At 65.4% G+C, this 21,097-nt stretch carries 6 protein-coding genes; 3 read left to right on the forward strand and 3 right to left on the reverse strand.

Going from position 1 to position 21,097, the window contains the following annotated elements:
• Positions 1-68 precede the first annotated feature (68 nt).
• The 3 genes from CIT40_RS12475 (at position 69) to CIT40_RS12485 (ending at position 18,991) form a co-directional block, all read left to right on the forward strand.
• On the forward strand, positions 69-818 hold the full coding sequence (locus tag CIT40_RS12475) for a hypothetical protein (protein WP_094896225.1): 750 nt from the start codon (positions 69-71) through the stop codon (positions 816-818).
• 66 nt (positions 819-884) lie between these two features.
• A complete protein-coding gene (locus CIT40_RS12480) occupies positions 885-17,300 on the forward strand; it encodes a leukotoxin LktA family filamentous adhesin (protein ID WP_094896226.1) in 16,416 nt (5,471 codons plus the stop codon).
• A gap of 11 nt (positions 17,301-17,311) precedes the next feature.
• Entirely contained in the window at positions 17,312-18,991 is a 1,680-nt protein-coding gene (locus CIT40_RS12485; RefSeq protein WP_094896227.1) for a ShlB/FhaC/HecB family hemolysin secretion/activation protein, read from the forward strand.
• Positions 18,992-19,123: 132 nt separating this feature from the next.
• On the opposite strand, the gene bluB is transcribed toward CIT40_RS12485, so the two are convergent.
• Genes bluB through cobU form a run of 3 tightly spaced genes read right to left on the reverse strand, consistent with a single transcriptional unit; the run spans position 19,124 to position 21,043 of the window.
• On the reverse strand, positions 19,124-19,756 hold the full coding sequence (gene bluB, locus CIT40_RS12490; RefSeq protein ID WP_094896228.1) for a 5,6-dimethylbenzimidazole synthase: 633 nt from the start codon (positions 19,754-19,756) through the stop codon (positions 19,124-19,126).
• A gap of 4 nt (positions 19,757-19,760) precedes the next feature.
• The gene (gene cobS / locus CIT40_RS12495) at positions 19,761-20,543 is read right to left on the reverse strand and encodes an adenosylcobinamide-GDP ribazoletransferase (RefSeq protein ID WP_094896229.1); all 783 of its coding nucleotides are present in this window, start codon (positions 20,541-20,543) and stop codon (positions 19,761-19,763) included.
• Positions 20,540-21,043: a bifunctional adenosylcobinamide kinase/adenosylcobinamide-phosphate guanylyltransferase gene (cobU, locus tag CIT40_RS12500; protein WP_094896230.1), complete on the reverse strand. Its 504-nt coding sequence runs from the start codon at positions 21,041-21,043 to the stop codon at positions 20,540-20,542. Before cobU ends, cobS begins: the two co-directional genes overlap by 4 nt.
• Positions 21,044-21,097 lie beyond the last annotated feature (54 nt).

Here is a 21,097-nt window from a genome sequence, read left to right on the forward strand (position 1 = left end):
GGGGAAGGCGATTTCGCAGCCGCCGATTTTTGGAAAGCGATGTTTCAGGCTTGTTTCAAAGGTTTTCGATGCGCAAAATCTATCTCATTCCGGCTGTCGTCGGCCTGCTCACCTCCATTGCAGCCGGACCGCTCGCGGCACAGGGCGCCGTATCAAAGCAGAAGGCTGCGCCGGCACCGAGAGCCGCCGCGGCCGGCGCTCCCGCTGCAGCCGGCACGCCCGTCGCCGCCGGAGCGAATTCGGCCGAGACACCGGCCGCCGACGACAAGACCAAGGCGATCGACGGCTTCCGCTCCGCCAAGTTCGGCATGAACGAGGCCGACGTGCGCGCGGCGATGACGAAGGATTTCAACGCCAGGCCCGACGCCATCAAGTCACAGGACAATGCGTCCGAGCTGACGCACAGCCTGCTGTATTCGGCTCCCGACCTGCTGCCGAACGGCGGCACCGCCGAGCTCTCCTACGTGTTCGGCTACAAGTCGAAGTCGCTGATCCAGGTCGGCGCGGTCTGGTCGAAGGGGACCGACGCGGCGATGACGGCGGAGAAGCTTTTCTCCAACGCCAACATCCTGCGCGCCCATTTCATGGGTGAAGGCTTCAAGCCCGATTCCATCGCCGTCAACATGCCCGTCGCCGGCGGCATCGTGATGTTCCGGGGCAGCGACGCCAAGGACCGCTCGGTGATCCTGCTGCTCCAGGGCACCTTCGAGAACAAGGAGAACAACCAGCGTGTGCTGACGCCGACCAGCCTGCTGCTGTTCTATGTGGCCGACGCCAAGAGCCCCGACATCTTCAAGCTGCCGCCCGGCCAGTTCTGATGCCTGGATCGCACATTCTCCCACCTGGTTGTGGATCGGCGCCTATGCCGATGAAGAGGATCTGACATGCCCGGACCGTCCGCGGCGCGGGACAATGACGAACCGACGACGCTGCGCCGGCTGGCGCGGTTTCGTTCGATGTCGCTGCTGTGTGCGATGCAGATGGTGTTCCTGCCGGTCTACGGCGTCCGCGTTCAGGCGCAGACGGCGAACGTGATCGTTCCCGATGGACGGACTGGAACGAGCCTCCAGACCTCCGGCAGCGTCACCAACGTCACGACGTCGACGGTCTCGGGCAACAACGCCTTCAACTCGTTCTCGCAATTCAGCGTCGGGCAGGGCAACACCGTCAATCTGCAACTGCCGACGGGCACGCAAAACCTCGTCAACATCGTTCGCGACGCGCCGGTCTACGTCAACGGCACGCTGAACTCCTACATGAACGGCTCGATCGGCGGCAACGTCTACTTCGCCGATCCCAAGGGGTTCGTGGTCGGCCGCAGCGGCGTGGTCAATGTCGGGAGCCTCAACGTCTCGACGCCGACGCGTGAGTTCACCGACAGCCTGATCGGTCCGGGAGGTGCGATCAACGGCACGGCCGTCGGCAATCTGATGGCGGGCTCGTTCCCGGTCTCGCCGGACGGCAACATCCGCATCTATGGCCGGGTCAATGCCCAGGATGGCGTTCGCCTGACCGGACAGAACGTTTTTGTCGGCGGCGCGACCCAGCGCGACATCGCCAATCTCGACCACGCCGCGAAGTTCGCGGCATCCGTGAATTCCAAGGGGCTGCGCAGCGCCAGCGCGATCACCGTCAGCAACGGTTCGATCCATATCGGCGCCGTCAACAATGCGCGCGTCAACGGTCGGCTGACCGCACGCAGCAAGTCCTCGACGCCGAGCAACATCACTGTGCAGGCCGGCAACAATATCGAGGTCGGCAAGAACGCCCGGCTGAACATTGCCAGTAAGACCGGCGATGCCGGCGAGATCCGTCTGAAGGCGGCGCAAAATCTGACCGTGACGGGCGGGGCAAGGTTCAACGCGAGCGCAAAGATCGGCAATGCGGGCCTCGTCGATTTCAGCGCGAATGGCGTCATCGATATCGGCCAGGGCATCAAGGTCGATCTTGGCGCGGCTAACGGCAAGGCCGGCACGCTGCTGATCGATCCGACGGATCTCGTCGTTGGTGATGCCGCTCAGGGCGATATCGGCGTGACGCTGTCGAACAGCTCGGTCGCGGCGGCGATCAACGGGCTCAGCGCCGGCGCCACCTACCTTATCCAGGCAGACAACTCGGTCACGCTGGCGGCCCACGCGGTGGTCGATACCCGTCGTCTCGATGCCAATGGTTATTCGACGGGCAATGCCAACGACATCCGGATAGAGGCGCGGATAATCGATATCCAGAACGGTGCGCAAATTCTCGCGCAGGCCGTCAACTCCGCCAGCACGCATTACACCAGCGGCAATGTGACGCTCGCGGCGACGGCGAGCGACAGCAAGCTGTCCGGCCAAGCCACTGCGACCTCGGGAATTGCGGTCGACGGCCGGATCACCGGCGGTGACATCACGATCGCATCGGTCTCGACGGCGTCGTCCAGCTTCACGAGCTCGGTCCCTGGCCTCTTTACGCTGGTGGGCACCACGCTCGCGGCCTCGATGCTCGGCATCAACGGCGGCTACGTGGCCGCGAGCGCCACCGCGACGGTCAATATCAACGGCAACGCCAACATCAACGGCACCGGCAACGTCTCCATCGCCTCGCATGGTTCGGAGACCGCGCAGGATCCGGCGATTGCGAGCACCTTGATCGGCGGCTCGCCGATCGGCGCCGCCGCTGTCGTCGGCAAGATCGACGGCAATGTCAGCACCAATGTTGCCTCCGGCGCCACGATCAACGCAGGCGGCAACCTCGGCATCCACGCCATCAACGATGCAAATTTGGCCGTCACCGCGGTCGCAGCGACCTCCAGCGCGCAATTCGTCGAGACGGTGGCCTATTCCACCGGTTCGGTCTCGACCACGGCCAATGTCGCGACCGGCGCGAACCTTGCCGTCGGCACCGTGAATGCATCCGGCAACTCGCTGACAGTGCGGGCGATCAACAACAACTCGTTCTCGACCGGCGCCACGTCGGTTGCGCTGAGCACGCCGACCGCCAGCGGTGGTGTTGGCGGGGCGCTTGCGATCAGCGACGTCACCACGTCCGCAACCGCGAAGCTCGGCTCGTCGCTGGGCACTAGCGCGTCGTCGCGGATGAACGGCTCAGTTCTGGTCGAGGCGACCTCGAACACGACGAGCAACTCGACCATGGCGTCGACCATTGTCGGCACGCCGGCCCTGGTCGGCGCGATCCAGGAGTTTTTGGTCTCCAGCCCCAGCCTGACGGGGATGATGGCTCAGCAGATGGTCTCGCTGATGCCGGTGAACTTCAATTTCAAGGCCGCCGGTGCGCTGTCGCTGGCCAACAGCACTGAAAACGCGACGGCATCGATCGGCCAGAATCCGAGCGGCGGCGCGCCGAGCCTTTATGTCAGCGGCAACGTCGCGGTCGTTAGCACTCTCATCGATCGGGGCGTGCGCAGCAATGCGACGGCTTCCGCGATCACCAAGGACGTTACCAGCGGCGAGGGCGTCGCGATCAGCGCGGCGGTCGCCTGGGGCAATTTCAACCACAATTCCAACGCCTATATCGGCAGCGGCACCACCGTCAACGCGGCCAACATCGCCGTTGACGCCACCACCTCGATGCCGATCACCAATACCTGGCTGAAGTGGGACGGACTGACAGAGGTCCTCGGCCATCTCAACGGCAATCTCGGCGTTGGCGGCAATATCCTGACGAGCTATGCCAACGCTACTGCCGACGCTGGCGACACGATCGGCCTCGCCGGCTCGATGAACCATTTCGTCGTCAACAACAACACGACGGCCTGGGTGGCCGGCAGCGCCAGTCTGACCGCGACTTGCACCACCGCGGCCTGCGGCAGCAGCTGGTCCGCGACGGTCAACAACGGTGACGTCCATACCTACGACACCAGCATCCAGATCGCGGCGACCACGACCATGGCGTCGATCGACGCGGCCGGCAATGTCGGCACGCTCGGCTTCCTGTTCGGCAACACCTCGGGCGGATCGTCCGTGGGCGGAGCGCTCAATCTCGTCCAGTTCAACACCAACACCATTGCGGGCGTTTCCGACCGCGCGACGCTGCGCGCGGCGGACGACATCGCCGTCAACGCGATCACCTCCGACCAGTTCGTCGCTGTCGCACCCTCGTCCGGCAAGGCGGCGGGCGCGCTGGCGCTGAACGGCATCACGTCGCTCGGTTTCCTGAACAATACGACCCACGCGTCGATCTCAAGCCAGGCCACCGTCTATGCACCGACCGTCGGCATCCTGGCGCAGCAGGACCTGTCGGTCGTGACCCTGTCCGGCGCGATGAGCTTTAACGGCAGCGGCGGTTCGGCGGTCGGGTTGTCGGTCGCCTATCTGGGCGCAAATACCGACACCTCCGCCTATATCGGCGACAACCATTCCGATATCCGGCCCGGCGTGTTCAGCTCCAACGATCCATTCGCCGGCACCAGTGGCGGGAGCGGAGCGGTCAACGTCGACAACCTGACGCTCAGCGCGACCACCTCGGGGCGCATCACCGCGGCCGCCGTCGCGGCCGCGGTCTCCGACCCGGCGTCGTCGAGCTTCTCCGACAAGGCCGAAGCTGCCGGCGCGGCCTCGACCGGAGGGGCCGGGGGCGTGGCGACGGCCGCAAGCAAGATCGGTTCGACCTCTGGATCGAGCACCAGCGGCTTCAGCCTCGATCTCGCCGGCAGCTCGTCGGTGAGCGACGTCTCGCTCGGCACCAGCGCCTATATCCGGAACACGACGGTCAACAAATACACCACGGCGAGCGCTGTCACGACCAATACGATCGTTCAAGCGCTCAACGACACCATGCTCAACAATGGGTCCGGCTCGGCGGCGCTCAATCTGGCCGGAGCGTCCGCCACCGGGGCTGCGATCGGCGGCGCGATCGCATCGGCGATGTCGAACAACGCGACGCTCGCCTATATCTACGGCACCACCATGAACGACCAAAGTTTGGTGACGGTGCAAGCGCTAAATGGCGGCTCGGAAACCGTCGTTGCTCTTGGCGTGGCGGGATCGAGATCCAATTCGGCGTCGCTGTCGGCCTCGGTCGGCATCATCACCGACAGCGCCAACGCCTATATCGAGAGCTCGACGATCACGGGGCAGGCGACCGGCGTCAACCGGGCGCTCGAGGTCGACGCCTACCAGACGACGAACATCGCGATCGGCGGCGGCTCGCTCTATCTATCGGGCGGCCAGGTCGGCGTCGGCATCGGGCTGACCTATGCGTCGATTGCCGATCCCACGGGGGGCAATGCCACCGACGCGCACATCCGTACCTCCGCCCTCTCGAACTACGACACCCTGCTGGTGATGGCCGACAGCGCCAGCGTGATTGCGGCCGGTGCGGCCTCGGGCGGGGGAGGGGCCAGCGCCAACGGACTTGCCGGCGCGATCGTCGTCAACGAGATCTCGCCCACCACGACCGCCTACATCAACAGCGGCGCGACGGTGACCATCAACGTCGGACGCGTGACGGTGCTGGCGGACAGCGGCGCCGTGTCGGCGCTCGACACCGCGCTCGGAAACCTCGTCAAGAAGTCGAACAACAACCATCTCGCCTCGGACACCTGCACGGTCGCCGGCGGCACGGGCGGGCAGAATTGCATCGACTTCAGCGCGGCCGCGCTCAACGACGGTGCGGGCAACGGGCCGGGTGCCAGCATCATCTCCGTTGCGGGCATGATCCAGGCCGGCAAGAACAATGTTGGGGCGTCGCTGGTGTACGACACCATCGCGACGACGCATTCGGCCTATATCGCCAACGTGCTGCTGACGGCGGGCGTCAACGGCAATGTCAGCGTGAGTGCGGTCGATTCCTCGAAGATCCAGTCGGTCACGATCGGCTTTGGCCTGGCGACCGGGCAGTTTGCGGGCGTCGGCGGCACGACGATCAGCAGCATCGCCAATACCGTTTCGGCGGCCATCGGCAACAACCTTTCGAGCGCGTCGCAATCGGCCATCACGGCCAAGAGCATTCTGGTGACGGCGACCGACAATTCCAGCATCACCGGGACCGCCGCCGTCGCAGGCGCCTCGACGCAGGGCAGCGCCGCGGGTCTGGCGCTCGTCAACAGCAGCATCGCCAACAATGTCAGCGCCGGGGTGACCGGCTCCAAGCTGACCGCCTCGGGCAGTGTCGCGGTCGGCGCGAACTCGAACGCTGTCATCTCGACCGTCGCGGTCGGTATCGCGATGTCCTCGCAGGTCGGTCTCGCTGGCTCGGTCGCCACCAATCTGATGGGAACCAACGTCACCGCCAGCATCACGGCGGCCGGCACCAACGGTATCAACGGCGCCGACGTCACCGCCACCAACAATGTCGGGGTGATCGCCGGCAACAACGACAAGGCAGCCGTGTTCGCCGGCGCCGTCTCGATCAGCAAGGGCGCGGCCGGTGGCGCCGGCTCGCTGGTGACCAATCAGATCACCGGCACCACCGCGGCCTATATCACCGGGGCGAACACCAAGGTCGACGCGCTCGGCACCAGCACCACCGATACGCTGTCGGTGAACAACGGCACGCTCGTGCATGCCTTCGATCTCGGCGCGGCCCAGGCGCCGACCGACACCACGCCCGACCTTTCCGAGAACCAGGATGTTCTGCGTGGGCTCGGCGTGGTCGCGAGCTCGCACCAGGCGGTCGTGACCAACGTCGCTTCGGTCGCCGCCAGCAGCGGCATCGCCATCATGATCAACCCCATCACCAACGTGATGAGCGGAGCGACGCGGGCCTATATCGACGGCGCGGCGATCGACACGCGCCTGACGTCGTCGACCCTCAAGCCGCAGATCGAGGTCGCCGCCTCGAGCTTCTCCTATTCCGGAGCGTTCGGAGCCGGCGTCGCCTATGGCAGCACCGGCGGGGGCGGTGCGACGATCGTCTCGACGACGATGTCGCGCGAGACCTTCGCCACCATCACCAATGCCACGGTCGGCGGCATCCGGTCGTCAAGCGCGACGGTCGGTGCCGTCACCGTGAAGGCCAATGCCGAACAGGATGCGTCTTCGATCGCGATCGGCTTCAACACCGGCTCGGTCGGGTTGAACGTCTTCCAGGCGACGACGGAAGCCTATGTCGACGGGGGCGCGCTGACGGCGTCGTCGCTGACGGTGAACGCCAACAACACCACGGGCATCTTCTCCGCGAACGGCTCCGGCGCCTATGGCAGCCAGGCCGCGATCGGCGCGGCATTCCTGGTCCAGGTCTCCTCGAACCGGACCGAGGCCTATGTCGGCGACGAGTTCCACTATCAGGGCAATGGTGCCGCACACACGACCGCGCTCAATCTGAGCGGGGCGCTCGACGTCGAGGCCAACACCAAGAATCGCTTCGAGGCCTATGCGATCGGCGGTGCGCTCTCGACCGGAACGGCGGCGATCGCGGGCATGGCGAACATCGAGATCGCCAGCAACACCACCATCGCCGGCGTGTATGACACCACGCTGCAATCGGTGACAGGCGGTGCGGCGGGTGCGGTCACTATCAACGCGACCGAGGACGTGGCGATCAAGGAGATCGCAGGTGCGCTCGCGGTCGGCGCCAGCGGGGCTGGCGTCGGTGTCGGCGCCGCCGCCAACGTGATCTCGTTCAAGAGCCAGACCATCGCCGAGAGCCGCAACAGCAACTTGAATTCGTCCGGTGCGATCAATGTCGCCGCGCTCAGCACCAAGGAAGTGCTGTCCTACGCGGTCACCGCCGGCATCGGCGGCAGCGTCGGCATCGGCGCGACCGTCGGCGTCATCATCATCGGCACGAACACAGCCGATACCGACACCCAGGGTCAGCAGACCGGCCAGCTCAATCAGGGCAACAACGGCACGATTGCGGCGGTGAACGCCAGAACCAGCACCACGCATGGCGGCGACGCCGTCGGAAGCGGGACGGCCGGCAATCCGAGCAATGCCAATGCCACCTCGACCTACGACGTCAGCGGCGTCCTGAGCGGCGGCAACGACGCCGTCGTCGCGCAGATCGCCGGCGGCAACGTCATCGGCACGCAGGTCAATGTCACCGCGACCAGCGCAAACGCGGCCAAGATGTATCTGCTCGGCGCCGGTTTCGCGAAGAATGTCGGCATCGGGGCCGGCATCGGCTACACCAGCGTCAACAGCACCGTGCTCGCCAATTTGAGCGATTACGGGCGCGACGGCTCCGGCAATTTGGTGGCCGCCGATACGCCTCTGACGGTCTCGGCGACCGCGGTCAATGTCGCGGCGGTCGTCAAGGACGCCAGCACCGGACCTTACGCCGGCAAGACCATCGACACCGAGGCGATCGCCGGCGGCGCGGCGCTCTATTTCGGCGCCCAGGCCTCCGTGGCGGTCGGCAATGTCAACAATTCCGTGGTCGCCATGCTCGGGGGCCAGATCACCGGTACGGGCGCCGCCGCCGTCATGGCGCTGGATTCGTCGAGCCAGGTCGTCTTCACCGGCGGCGCTAGCGCCGGTGCCGTGGCGGTCGGCGCATCGGTCGCAACGGCGAGCCGAAACAGCTCGGTCGCAGCGCGTGTCCTGAACGGCGCCACCGTCAGCACCTCGACATTGGCGGTTGGAGCCGCGGGTGCGGGCACAATGAGCACGACCGCAACCGCTCTCGGCGGCGGTATCGTTGCCGGCGTCGGCGCGGATGCAGAGGCCCACGAAGACTCGGGCGTGCTCGCCGAGATCGGATCCGGCGCCTCGATCGCGACCTCCGCGACCGGTGTCGGCACGCTGGTGACGGCGTCAATCACGCCCAATCTGTCGAGCGAGGCGATTGGCGTCTCGGTCGGTGGCGGTGCCGTCGGTATCGCGATCGCGCAGTCGACCGTCGGAGCCACCGTGACTGCCGATGTCGGCGACAACGCTATTTTCTCCGGCGGCGCGCTCGGCGTGACCGCGATGGCGCTCGTCCCGATCATCGGTACGCAGAGCAATGCCGACGGAACCACGACGACAATCTATGGCACCACGACCTGGGCCAAGGCGCTCGCCGGCGGCGGCGGTTCGCTGATCGGCGCACAGGGCAGCTTGGCGAGGGCATCGGAGAACGCGACCGTCAACGCGTATGGCGGAACCGGGATCCGGCTTCCCAACGCCGACGTGGCCATCGCTGCCGAGAACGACAGCGCCCAATACGCCGAGGCGACCGGTCTTTCCAGCGGATTCCTGGCACTGGGCGCGACCGTGGCGCAGACGTCGTCGAACGCGCACACCTATGCCTATCTGGGCGCACCTGCCGACATGGATACGCTGAACCATGCCGACTACACCGGCATCCTCCAGATCACCGCCACCGGCAGGGACACCAACGTTTCCAACGCGACGGTCGGGGCGGGCGGCACCTATGCCGGTGCGGCGGCGGTCGCCACCACCAGTTCGACCGCGGTCACCAATGCGCGGTTCGACGGCGGCTCGACCGACGACACGCTCTATTTCGGCGGTCTCAGCGTCAAGGCCACGCACACCACGAATTATGCGGCCAACGGCGATGCCTACCAGGCGTCCACGGCCGGCGTCTCGGGCGGCAGCGCGCGGAACGACGTCACCTCGACCACCACGGCCGAGATCGGAACGCATCTGATCATCAATACCGATGGCGGCAATATCGTCGTCATCTCCAACGACATCGTGAACCAGGCCGGCGGCGGCGCACGTTCGGGCTCCGGCGGTACGTTCGCAGGGGCGGCTGCGCTGAGCGAATCCTTCGTCACCCAGAACGTCACCACCAATATCGGCGCCGGGACGATCCTGAGCCTCAACGGCGATCCGCGCACGGCGACGGGCGTGATCGACATCGAGGCCTACAACACGCTGAACACGGTGGACACGGCAAGTCTTGCCACCGCCGCCTTCTTCGCCGGCGGGGGTGCCGAGTCCAACATGACGGCGAACGCGACGCTCGCGGTCAACATCCATGCCCGCGAGCTGTTCAGCGTCGGCAAGATCTTCGTCGGCACGGCGGCGAAAATGTCGGCTTCCAACTATGCCAATGCCAGCCTCTATGGCGCGATCGCCGGCGTCGGCGCCAGCACCAATAGCTGGGTCCATGCGGACCAGGAGGTCACCGTCGACAGCGGCACGACGATCCAGGCCTGGCGCGACATCAATATCTTCGCCGGCATGTCGGGCGATACCATCACGTTCAGCAGCATTCAGGCCACTGCGACGACCGTCGTCTACAACAACACCGCCATTCCGATCTCGGCTCTCTACCGCGGCACGGCCAATGCCGGCGGCGACAGCAGCCTGACGCTCTCCGACGGCTCGCGCGTGCTTGGCGTCCGCGACATCTATCTGGGCGCGACGCAAGGGCAGGTCACCGCCACCGGCAACGGCAGCAATTACAATCCGTATCTGGACATCTTCAGCGCCAAGAACAGCGACAATCACAGCCACACCAGCGGAACCGGTGATGTCGCGCTCAATGGCCTGGTGGTGGCGGGCATCAACAACGACCTGACCATCCTGATCGAGCTCGGTGCAAGCGCGCCGACCCTGAGCACGACGAGCCCGTATTCGTCGCTGTCATCCACGCTCGAATACGTCGCCGACGTCGATCATTTCAGCCCGGTGAAAAGCTGGAACCATCAGACGGTGCAGTACACCATCGTCGGCGGCTTCAATCCCTACCAGAACATCGTCGACCAACTCGCCACCCTGACCGGCCTGACTGATACGCAGGTCCGGACCCAGCTCGCGACGTCGACGAACGCGCATCCCGCCACGATGGCTCCGTCGGGCGCCGATCCGACCCGTGACATCCAGCGCCAGATCAACGCGTTGATCCAGCAGGCGCCTTATACCTCCGACGCCGGCGGCAACGCCTTCGCGTTCGGCGACATGCTGGTGTCCGCGGGCAATGTCTCGATCCTGGCGCAGAAGCTGACCGGGAACAGTCTCGCCGGTCACACAGCGCCGTCCGTCACCGCACTGAGTTCGCCAAAGATCAAGGTCGAGAACCGCGGCCTCGACTTCATGGACTTCGCCAACCTGACCGTCACCAACGTGACCGGCGGCAACATCACCTACCGCCAGATCGACCATGTCGACCCGGATTCGCATTCCAACGTGACCTTCACCGCCACGCCGAGCGCGACGCCGATCATCGACATCTCGGCGAGTTACAACCGCGTGGATCCCAGCACCGGGCTCGGCGTCGACGACAATGGAAACCAGCTGACCCGCAAGCCCGACATCTATTTCGACGGCATCGTCACCAACGAGAACGGCCTCCTCAAGATCACCAGCCAGCTCGGCAGCGTCGTCGCGTCGCAGTCGCTCAATGCAGCGACCATCCAGATGGTGGCGCCCAACGGCTCGTTCATCTTCCTCGGCGGCATCGGCAGCTTCTACAACTCCAACCACGACGTCACCTCGCAATGGGCCGGTGTCGAGTACAAGCCGGCCGACAACGACACGCTGACGGCGGTGATGGCGGCGGCGACCTATCTCGGCGCCTATGGCGACTACGCGACCAGCCCGCATATCGGCGCAGGCGGCAATCACCCGTATTTCTATTACTGCTGCGTCGACGGCAATACCGGCGTTCAGCAAACGGCCGCCAACAGCACGGTCTTCACGGCCCGCATGCTGATGACATATTATGACGGCTTGTCGCTCTATTCGGCGATCTTCCTGCCGATGGGCAACGGCACGCCCAACGGAGGCGGCGGCAGCGTCGGCAGCACCGCCACGCTCGCGGCAATGGAAGGCCCGACGGTCCAGCCGATCTCAACTGCGCCGTGGGAGAGAAATACCTATGCCGGCCAGGGCGTCTTCAGCAACACGACCCACGATTACACCACGACCTCGACGGATGCCCAGGGCAACACCGTCACCACCAACCACACGGCGACGTACTACTCGCCGTTCAATTGCTCGGGATGCTCGGCCTATTTCCAGGTCGTCAATATCCAGAACGACGTGATCACGCCAAGAACTGCGAGCACGAACGCGAGCACGAACTGGGCGTCCACGACGCCTTCGGGGTTCCAGAACCCTGCGAATGCGCCCTTCATCCTCGGTCAGGCGATCATCATCTCGGCGGGGGTCATCAACGTCAACGGCCTGATCCAGAGCGGCACGAGCAGCAATTACTCGGTCGATATCGGTGGCGGGGTGCTGTCCGCCGTCAACGACCTCAAGTCCCGCAACAACGGAGCCGACTTCCTCCAGGCCCAGGCCAATGCGCGGAACGGCAGCTATTACGACATCACGGCGGCTGCGACGACGCAGGTCTCCAGCGATATCAAGATCGGCGTGAAGTACAATGCACTCACCGACCAGATCATGGTGAACGGCGTGGTGCAGGGCTCGGGCGGCTACGTCTATCTGAACGGCAAGATCATCTCGACCTCGACCGACGGCACCGCTCAGGGCACGATCGCGGTCAAGGGTGGCGCCGGGTCGATCACGGTCAACAACACGACCGGGCTCCAGCTCGTCACCAACACCATCAACACCGGCGTCAGCGCGCCGAGCGTGATCCAGATCGTCGATCAGCTGCAGCAGCAGACGACGTGGTACGTCTACAATCCGTCCGCGTCGGGCGGCCAGCAGGTGTCGACGTATCGGACGAATGGCGTCAATGCGAGCCAGTTCACCGACTCGATGCTGGCCGGCCTCAGCGGCACGGCAGGCATCCAGTACGCCGTGAAGCCAAACATGTACTACCAGTGGGTCGATACGGCGACGCTGGATCGTCCGACCACCAGCACGCAGTTCGACTATGGCTGGCACTACACGCCGAACGCGTCCGGAGACAACTGGACCCGCACCGTCAGCCTGGTCGAGAACGTGATGCAGGCCACCGGCGGTGGCGGCAACACCGGCCAATTACAGACCGCCAACTTTCAGGAAGTCGTCACCGCGACCGGCAGCTATCATAACGCCGGCTACAACACGTCGGCCGGCCTGTGCTGCGGTGCGGACGCACATTTCGACTGGTTTCAGCAGATCTACGATCACCTGACCCTGACGCTGACCAACACGGTCAAGGCGTCGAATCCGATCAACATCCAGTTCAGCGGCGGGGGCGTCAGCACCGTCAATGTCAGTTCGAACTCCGGCATCGTCATCAACGGCCCGATCAACAACCTGTCCGGTGATACGACTGTGCGGGCCATCGGCGTCAATTCCGCCATCACGTCCGGTCCGAGCGCCAACAACCCGATGATCTCGGGCAAGAACGTGACGCTGCAGGGCGATGGTGGCATTGGTTCGCTCGGTGCGAACGGCGTTCCGGTTCAAGTGCAGGTCTATGGCGGCAATCTGACCGCCACCTCGATTGATCGCGACATCGCGGTCGCGGCTGTCGGCTCGCTCTCGATCAACCAGGTCGCCGTCGCCTCGGGTGTCTCCGGCCGTGCGCCGCAGGGCAGCGTCTCCATCTCGGCAACCGGTGACATCAACTCGGCTGGTGCTTATGACGCCGCCACCCCCGTCGTGATCGGCAAGAATATCGAGATCGACTCCAGCGCCGGCGCGATCGGCGCCACGAGCAGCGTCGTCAATGGTGCGACCACGCTGACCAACATCAAGCCGCTGGTGATCCAGGCGACGGGCACGACGCAGTCCGACGGCACCGTCGATGGCGGCGTTCTCGACAGCGCTTCGGCCGGCGGCACTTATATCGTCCAGTCCAAGGGCGATTTGCGGATCGGCACGATCCAGTCGACCGGCGGTCCGGTCTTCCTGGCGGCGGCCGGTTCCGACGGCAACCAGGCCAGCATCCTGAACGGCCGTGCGACCGTTGGTATCTCCGCCGCGGAAAGCGCGCATCTCCAGCAGGTCTGGGACAACCTCAATTTGCTCAACGGCAACCCGGCCACAGCCGCCGTCAACAGCTACCAGTCCATGGTGACGGCGGCCTACAACGACTACTTCCAGCTCAAGAACATCGCCTTTGCCAACGACACCTACAACCCGACCTCGGTAGGCCTGACGGTGCTGCGGGCGCAGGTGGCTGCCAAGCTCGGCATCGACCCGGCGAACGTCTCGACAACACAAATGAAGGTCGAGGCCACGACCAGGTTCCTGAAGGATCAGTTCCTGCTCGGCAAGATCTCGACGGCTGAGCTCCAGAGCGGGTTGACGACGTTGCTCGGAAGCGCTCCTGCGGATGCGCTGGGGACGGTGTTCGGCAGCACGCTGTCGTCGGGCCTGTTCACCAGTCTGTTCCAGGGCGTGGCGGCGGCCGATCAGCGCCTGCCGACCAACGCTGCGCTGCAGGCGGCGCTGAACAGCTATAGCGCGAGCTACAACTACACGCTCGCGTCGACCGAGCGGGTCTACAGCATCATCACCGCGGGCTCGAACTGGACGCACGACCAGCTCGCCTACACGGTCTCTTCGTCCGCCATCGGCGCAACGCCGCCGCCGATCGACGACAACGTCATGGCCAATATCAGCGCCAACCAGATCATGCTCTACGCGCCGCGCGGCTCGGTCGGCAATTCGGCCGCGCCCCAAATGTTCTCGTTCACAAGCGCCGATTCCTCGACGCTGTCGAATGAGCAGAAGGCATTGCTCGCGTCGGCCGGCCCCGGCCAACTCACGGTCAGCGCGACCACGGACCCGACCACCCATGTCACGACCTATACGGTCAGCCTGTCGCAGCAGAACCTCGTCGTCGTCGACAACCCGATCGCGATTTCGGCCAAGGCGCTGTCCAATGTCTATCTCGGCAGCAAGAACGGCCTCACGCTCGGCGGCGTCACCGCGAACTACGGCCCGATCGCTGCGGCGCAGGCCGACGGCATCGCGGTGACCGGCCGCGGCGACGTCAAGCTCCACGCGGTGAACGGCATCACCGCCGGCGTGGCCGGCGTGCCCGTGATCTCCGGCGACATTGCCAACCTGACCCTGATCGCCGAGCACGGCAATATCGGTGCCCCGTCGGGAACGGCCGGAAGCAACCCCGCGACCAACCCGAACGCGCTCCAGATCGCCTTCGCCGATCCGTCCAACGATCAGCTCGACCAGGTCTCGTCGGGGCAGGGCATCTATATCAGGCAGACCACCGGCGATCTCGTCCTCGGCAACATCGCCGCCGGCAACGATATCCAACTGGCCGCGGCCGGCAGCATCTACGCCGAAGCCGGCTTTACCGACCGGTCGGCAATCCACATTCTGGGCTCGGACCTCGACCTGCGCGCCGGCGGCAGCATCGGCTTCAACGGCTCGACGTTCCAGCCGCTGCAGGTGAACATCTCCGGCGCGGTTACAGGCTCTGCGGTCGGCGATCTCAGCATCCTCGCGGTGACGGGCGATCTCGCGGTCGGCACGAGCGGTCCCTATGGCGCGCTGACGGCCGGCGGCGCGTTGACGCTGAACGTGGCGCGCGGCGCACTCACCATCAACACTGGCATCACCAGTGACGGCCTGATGCAGCTGCTCGCCAACCGCGGCATCACCTTCGCGGCCGGCACCAGCGCGGCGCCGGTGGTCGCGACCAGCAGCTCGGAAGGCGTGACGCTGGTGGCTTCCACCCTGTCGATGGGCGCCTATTCGGCCATCAATGCGGCCGGGTTGATCTCGGTGACCACCACGGCCGATGCGACGATCGGCCAGCTGAATTCGTCGCTATCCTACGCGGCCGCCTCGAACACCCCGTCGATCATCGTCACCGCCGGCGGTGTCGCCTCGCTTGGCGCGATCATCGACAATGGCGACGGCCAGACCAAGTTCATCGCCTCCGGCGCGGGCGCGGAGCTCTCGCTGAGCGCATCGAACGGTATCGGCAACGCGGCCGGCCGGTTCAACCTCAGTGCCGCGCGTCTGTCGGCGAGCGCGGGCGCCGGCGACATCTACGTCAATGTTCTCACCGACACCGAGGTGAGCTTGCTGTCCGCGGTGAAGGGAAGCGTGGACATTATCGGCACCGGCGGCTTGACGCTCGACCAGGTGCTGGCGGGCACGGCGACCGGCGCGAGCGGATCTTTCCGCGCCGTGGCGAACAATGGCGGCATCGTCATCGGCACCGCCGACAGCAGCGGTTCGCAGACGGTCCACGCGACTGGGAACGTGACGTTCAAGTCGCTGGCCGCCACCGGCAGCAGCGGCGATGTCGGCAACATCAACGTCACCGCCGACACCGGCTTCATCCTGGCGCAGACGGTGATGTCGGGCGGCGTGCCGACGCTGGGTTCGGTCTCGGCCCATGGCTCGGCGAGGCTGACCGCCGCGGGCACCAACACCGGGCACAATCTCACGGCCTCGACCGGCAACGCCGTCCTCAGCGGCACCGTCGTCCATTGGGATAATCTCAACGCGGGCGGCACGCTCGACGTCACCGCGACGACCGGAGGGATCACCGTCGGCACCGCCATCAGCGGCGGCACCCAGACCCTGCATGCCCTGGACGACATCGTCTTCAGCCAGCTCACCACGACGGGTATCCCTGATGATGCCGGCGACCTCAACGTCAGGTCCGACACCGGCTCGCTCCGCGGCGGATCGATCTCCGCGCATGGCGACACGCATTTCGATGTGGCCGGCCCGATCTCGCTCGACCGGATCAGCGGCGACGTCGTGAAAATGACCTCGTCGGGCGACCTGACGATCAACTGGGTCAGCGTCGTGAGCGAGCTCGACCTCGCGGCCGACACGATCAACGTCAGGGGCGAGCAGGTCCGTTCGAACCCGTCGATCCCGCTGGTGCTGAACATCACCGGCTATAACGGCGGTGTCGCCAAATATGCCGACGTCTGGATCGATCCTGACAGCATCATCGTCAACCAGTTCAGGGTGGTGGATGCAAATTTCTGGACCGACGCGCACGCCGTCGCGATCGTGAACGGCTACGTGCCGGGCCAGCTCATGCTCACCACGGCCACCCAGCAGGTGCTGCTCAACAACCGCACGCCGGCGCCGTCCAACTGGCCGACGCTGCAGCTCTATCAGCCGGGCGGCGTGTTCACGATGAGCCAGACCGGCAACGCCAATGTCAGCAACGCCTATGTGGTGTTCTACACCGGCGACGTCTCGGCGACCGTCACCAATTACGGGCCGACCCACACCTGCTGCAATGTCTTCACCGGCGCAAGCATGATGCGCAACATCTCCGTCGACGGCGAGGGCAGCGAGAGCATCGAAAGCTGGCTTGCGAAGAAGGACGGGGGCACGTTCTACCAGCTCGGTCTCTCCGGCCAGGCGCGCCTCGACGCGCTGCTGACGCCGCGGCCGGTCGAGACCATCGGCTCCGGCCCCGCCGTCAACATCGAGGGGCTCAGCGATATGCGCAAGCTGCGCCAGAAGGGACAGCGTGCGGGACGTCCCGGCTGGAAGGATGCGGCGGTCGAAATTGCGAAGCCGGCCGTCGGCCGTCTCGCACAGGCATGGTAGCTGGATTCGGGATGCGGATTCTGGGGGCATGGTTGGGGATCGGGCTTGCAGCTTGCTGCATCGCCTCCGCGCATGCCCAGTCGATCAACCCCGGCGTGATCCAGAACGATGTCGACAGGCAGCGGCGACAGCTCGAGCAGCAGAGCGCCCCGCCCAAGCTCACCGGGCCGGCGGTGATCGGCGGCGAGCGGGAAAAGTCCCAGCTCCTGAAGCCGGGCGGGCCGAAATTCCGTCTGCGCAAGGTTACCTTCGACGAGTCCAAATTCATCACGCCGGCGGAGCTGGATGAGATCGCGAAGAGATATGTCGGCAAGAACGTCGACATCGCCTCGCTGTTGCAACTCGTCGCCGACATCAACGCGGTCTATGCCGCGCGCGGCATCGTCACGGGCATCGCGACGCTGCCCGAGCAGGACGCCAAGGGCGGCGTCGTCCGCGTCAAGCTGACCGAAGGACGGCTGCAGAAGACCACCATCGAGGGCAACAAGCAGACCCGCGCCGATTACATCCTCGATCGCGTGAAGGAGCCCGAAGGCGAGGTCCTCGACGTTCCCAAGCTCAATCGCGACGTGATCTGGTTCAACCGCACCAACGACGTGCAGATCAAGGCGCTGCTGCAGCCCGGCACCAGCTTCGGCCTCACCGACCTCCAGTTCGCGGTGATCGAGCCGCCGGTCGACACCTTGCAGCTCTTCACCGACAACCAGGGTGCGGAGAACACCGGACGCTGGGAGGGCGGGGCCTTCTACAAGCGCCACGGCCTGTTCGGCGTCGATGATCGCCTGACCTTCTACGGCGTCCGCTCCGACGGCAATCTCAACGGCAATGTCGCCTACAGCATCCCGGTCAATCCCTGGGGCGGCCGCGCCGGCGTCAGCTATACCGAAGGCAAGATCAAGATCATCCAGGGACCGTTCGTCGCGCTCGACGTCACCGGGCGATCGAGCCAGGCCGCCGTCAATTTCAGCCAGCCGGTCTGGGTGACCCAGGACTGGCTGGTGCTGCTCAACGCGGCCTTGACCGAGGGCAAGACCGTCAGCCGCTTCGCCACCGTCGCCGTCACCGATGACCATTACGACAAGACCACGGCGGGCGTCTCGGTGACCAAGTCCGGCAACACCTATTCGATCACGGTGTCACCGGCAGTGAACTACGTTGCGTGGCAGGACCATGTGCTCGGCAACAACCGCGCGTTCAACACCTATACCGGCTCGCTGATCGCGACCAGCGCCGCAGGGCCGCAGAATTTCAGCGCCAATGTGCTGGCGAGCTGGCAGTACACGCAGGAGAAGCTGCTGCCCGGCGATCAGATCTTTTCGATCGGCGGTCCCACCACCGTGCGCGGTTATCCCTCCAATGCGGCCTCCGGTGACAGCGGCTATTATTTCAACGCCGAGCTGCACTACAACTGGTCGCAATGGTTGAGGGGTTTCGACACCTACATCTTCACCGATTGGGGCGCGGTGTATTCGACCTTCCCCGGCGTCACCGAAATGGCCTCGGTCGGCGTCGGCTTCTCCTGGACCTATGCGCAGTTCATGACCTTCGAGGCAAACTACGCGACGCCGCTGAAGATGGCGGTCTCGACCCAGAACCATTACGAGGCCTATGGCCGCGTCATCCTGCGTCCGTTGTTGATGTTCCAGAAGCAGGATAGCGCGGCGGCGGTGCCGGGCAGAAACAAGTCGTAGAGGGGACATTGTCTCTCTCCACCGTCATTGCGAGGAGCCCTTGCGACGAAGCAATCCAGAATCCCTCCGCAGAAAAATCTCTGGATTGCTTCGCTACGCTTGCAATGACGGAGGATAGAACTGGGCCGGCTTCTAACGTCGCAGCGTAAACTCCTCGGCGCCCCGCCGGTGTTCCCATTTCGCCTGCTCGAGCTCGGGCTGGTCGCATTCGACCTCGGGATAACCGATGCAGAGATAGGCGATGAACTTCCAGCCATGAGGCACGTCGAGAATCGCGTGGATGCGGTCCGGATTGAGGATCGAGACCCAGCCGATGCCGATGCCCTCGGCGCGTGCGGCGAGCCACATCGCGGTGATGGCGGCGACCACTGAATATTCGGTCGTCTCCGGCATGGTCGCGCGGCCGAGGCCGTGGCCGACGTCGCTGGCCTTGTCGGCGAACACGGCGAGGTGGCCGGGGGCCTGTTCGAGGCCCGACAGTTTCAGCGCGGCGTAGCGCGCCGCACGTTCGCCGGAATAGCAATTCAGGGCTTCGGCGTTGCACGCCGTGAAATCGTCGATGACGGCGCGGCGGCGTGCAACATCGTCGACGATGACGAAGCGCCAGGGCTGACTGAGGCCGACCGAGGGCGACAGGCAGGCGGTCTCGATCAGGCGATCGATGAGGCCGGCCGGCAGCGGGTCGGTTCGAAAGCGGCGGACGTCGCGGCGCCACACGAGCAGCTCGCGCAAGTGTTGGCGGAAGCTATCGTCGAACTCGACCATGACATCAGCCTCCCATCCGGAAGGACGCCGCCACCAGCAGAATGAGGATCTCGCCGATCTGCTCGAATGCACCGAGAATGTCGCCGGTCTGCCCGCCGATCTGGCGCACGGCAAGCCGCGCCAGCAACAGGCCGGCGAGCGACAGCAAGATCAGGCCGACCAGCGCCTTGCCCGGCCCCGACGCGAGCGCCAGCGCGAGCGCTCCGAGAGCGAAGGCGATGGCGACGCTGCGGCCCGGCGGCGATCCCGCGCTTGCCGACAGCCCGTCCGGCCGCGCCGGCGGCACCAGTGCCATGAAGGCCGGCACGCCCGCGCGGGCGGCGGTGTGCGCGGCGCAAAGCGCAAATGCCACCAGCAAGGGATCGGCGATCGCGGCGAGTGCGCTCCAGCGCAGGCCGAACGACAGGATCAGCGCGCAGACGCCATAGGTCCCGATTCGGCTGTCGCGCATGATCTCGAGCTTGCGTTCGCGCGTGCGGCCGCCACCGAGCCCGTCGGCGGTATCTGCGAGACCGTCTTCGTGCAGCGCGCCCGTGATGAGCGCGGTCGTGGCGAGAGCGAGCAGGGCGGCCAGGTTCGGCGTCAGTCCGAACCGGATGGCGGCCTTGTAGACGAACGCGCCGGCAAGCCCGACCAGCAGTCCGGCCAAGGGCAGGGCCCATGTCGCACGCGCGACGGCGCCGTCGGCCGCAGGCTTCGGCGATGCCACGGGAAGAATCGTGACGAACGATGCCGCCATCCTGAGATCGGCGACCACGTTATTCCAGAATTCTGCGCGCGGTATCATTTGAGCTTCATCGGCAGGCCGGCAACGACGAACTCGACTTCGTTGGACGCCGCCGCGATGACCTGGTTCATGGTTCCGGCAGCGTCGCGATAGCGCCGCGCCAGTGCGTTGTCGGGCACGATGCCGAGGCCGACCTCGTTGGTGACGAAGACGACGGGGCTTTTCAAACGGGGCAGGGCGGCCGCGAGCTCGGTCACTTCACTTTCCCAGTTGCGCTCGGCATGCATCAAATTGGAGAGCCACAGCGTCAGGCAGTCCACCAGTCTTGCGCCGCCGCCATCCGTCGCGACCAGCGCGGGGACGAGATCAAGCGGCACCTCGCGTTCGATCCAGTCGGCTCCGCGCCGCGCGCGATGCGTGGCGATGCGCGCTTCCATCTCCGCATCGAGCGCCTCGGCCGTCGCGACGTAAACGGGCTGCCCGGGGAAGCTGCGCGTGCGCATTTCCGCACGCCTGCTCTTGCCCGATCGCGCTCCGCCTGTGATCAAGATGATGGCCATGAAGGTCTCCCGAGGGCCTGACTAATCATCAAACGCGGGCAAAGACAAAGCCGA

Origin of the sequence: Bradyrhizobium amphicarpaeae (assembly GCF_002266435.3) — a bacterium.
Lineage (GTDB): Bacteria > Pseudomonadota > Alphaproteobacteria > Rhizobiales > Xanthobacteraceae > Bradyrhizobium > Bradyrhizobium amphicarpaeae.

Coding starts and splice junctions, on each gene's coding strand:
- CIT40_RS12485 (WP_094896227.1), top strand. CDS start 17,312: ATGCGGATTCTGGGGGCATGGTTGGGGATCGGGCTTGCAGCTTGCTGC.
- CIT40_RS12475 (WP_094896225.1), top strand. CDS start 69: ATGCGCAAAATCTATCTCATTCCGGCTGTCGTCGGCCTGCTCACCTCC.
- cobU (WP_094896230.1), bottom strand. CDS start 21,043: ATGGCCATCATCTTGATCACAGGCGGAGCGCGATCGGGCAAGAGCAGG.
- CIT40_RS12480 (WP_094896226.1), top strand. CDS start 885: ATGCCCGGACCGTCCGCGGCGCGGGACAATGACGAACCGACGACGCTG.
- bluB (WP_094896228.1), bottom strand. CDS start 19,756: ATGGTCGAGTTCGACGATAGCTTCCGCCAACACTTGCGCGAGCTGCTC.
- cobS (WP_094896229.1), bottom strand. CDS start 20,543: ATGATACCGCGCGCAGAATTCTGGAATAACGTGGTCGCCGATCTCAGG.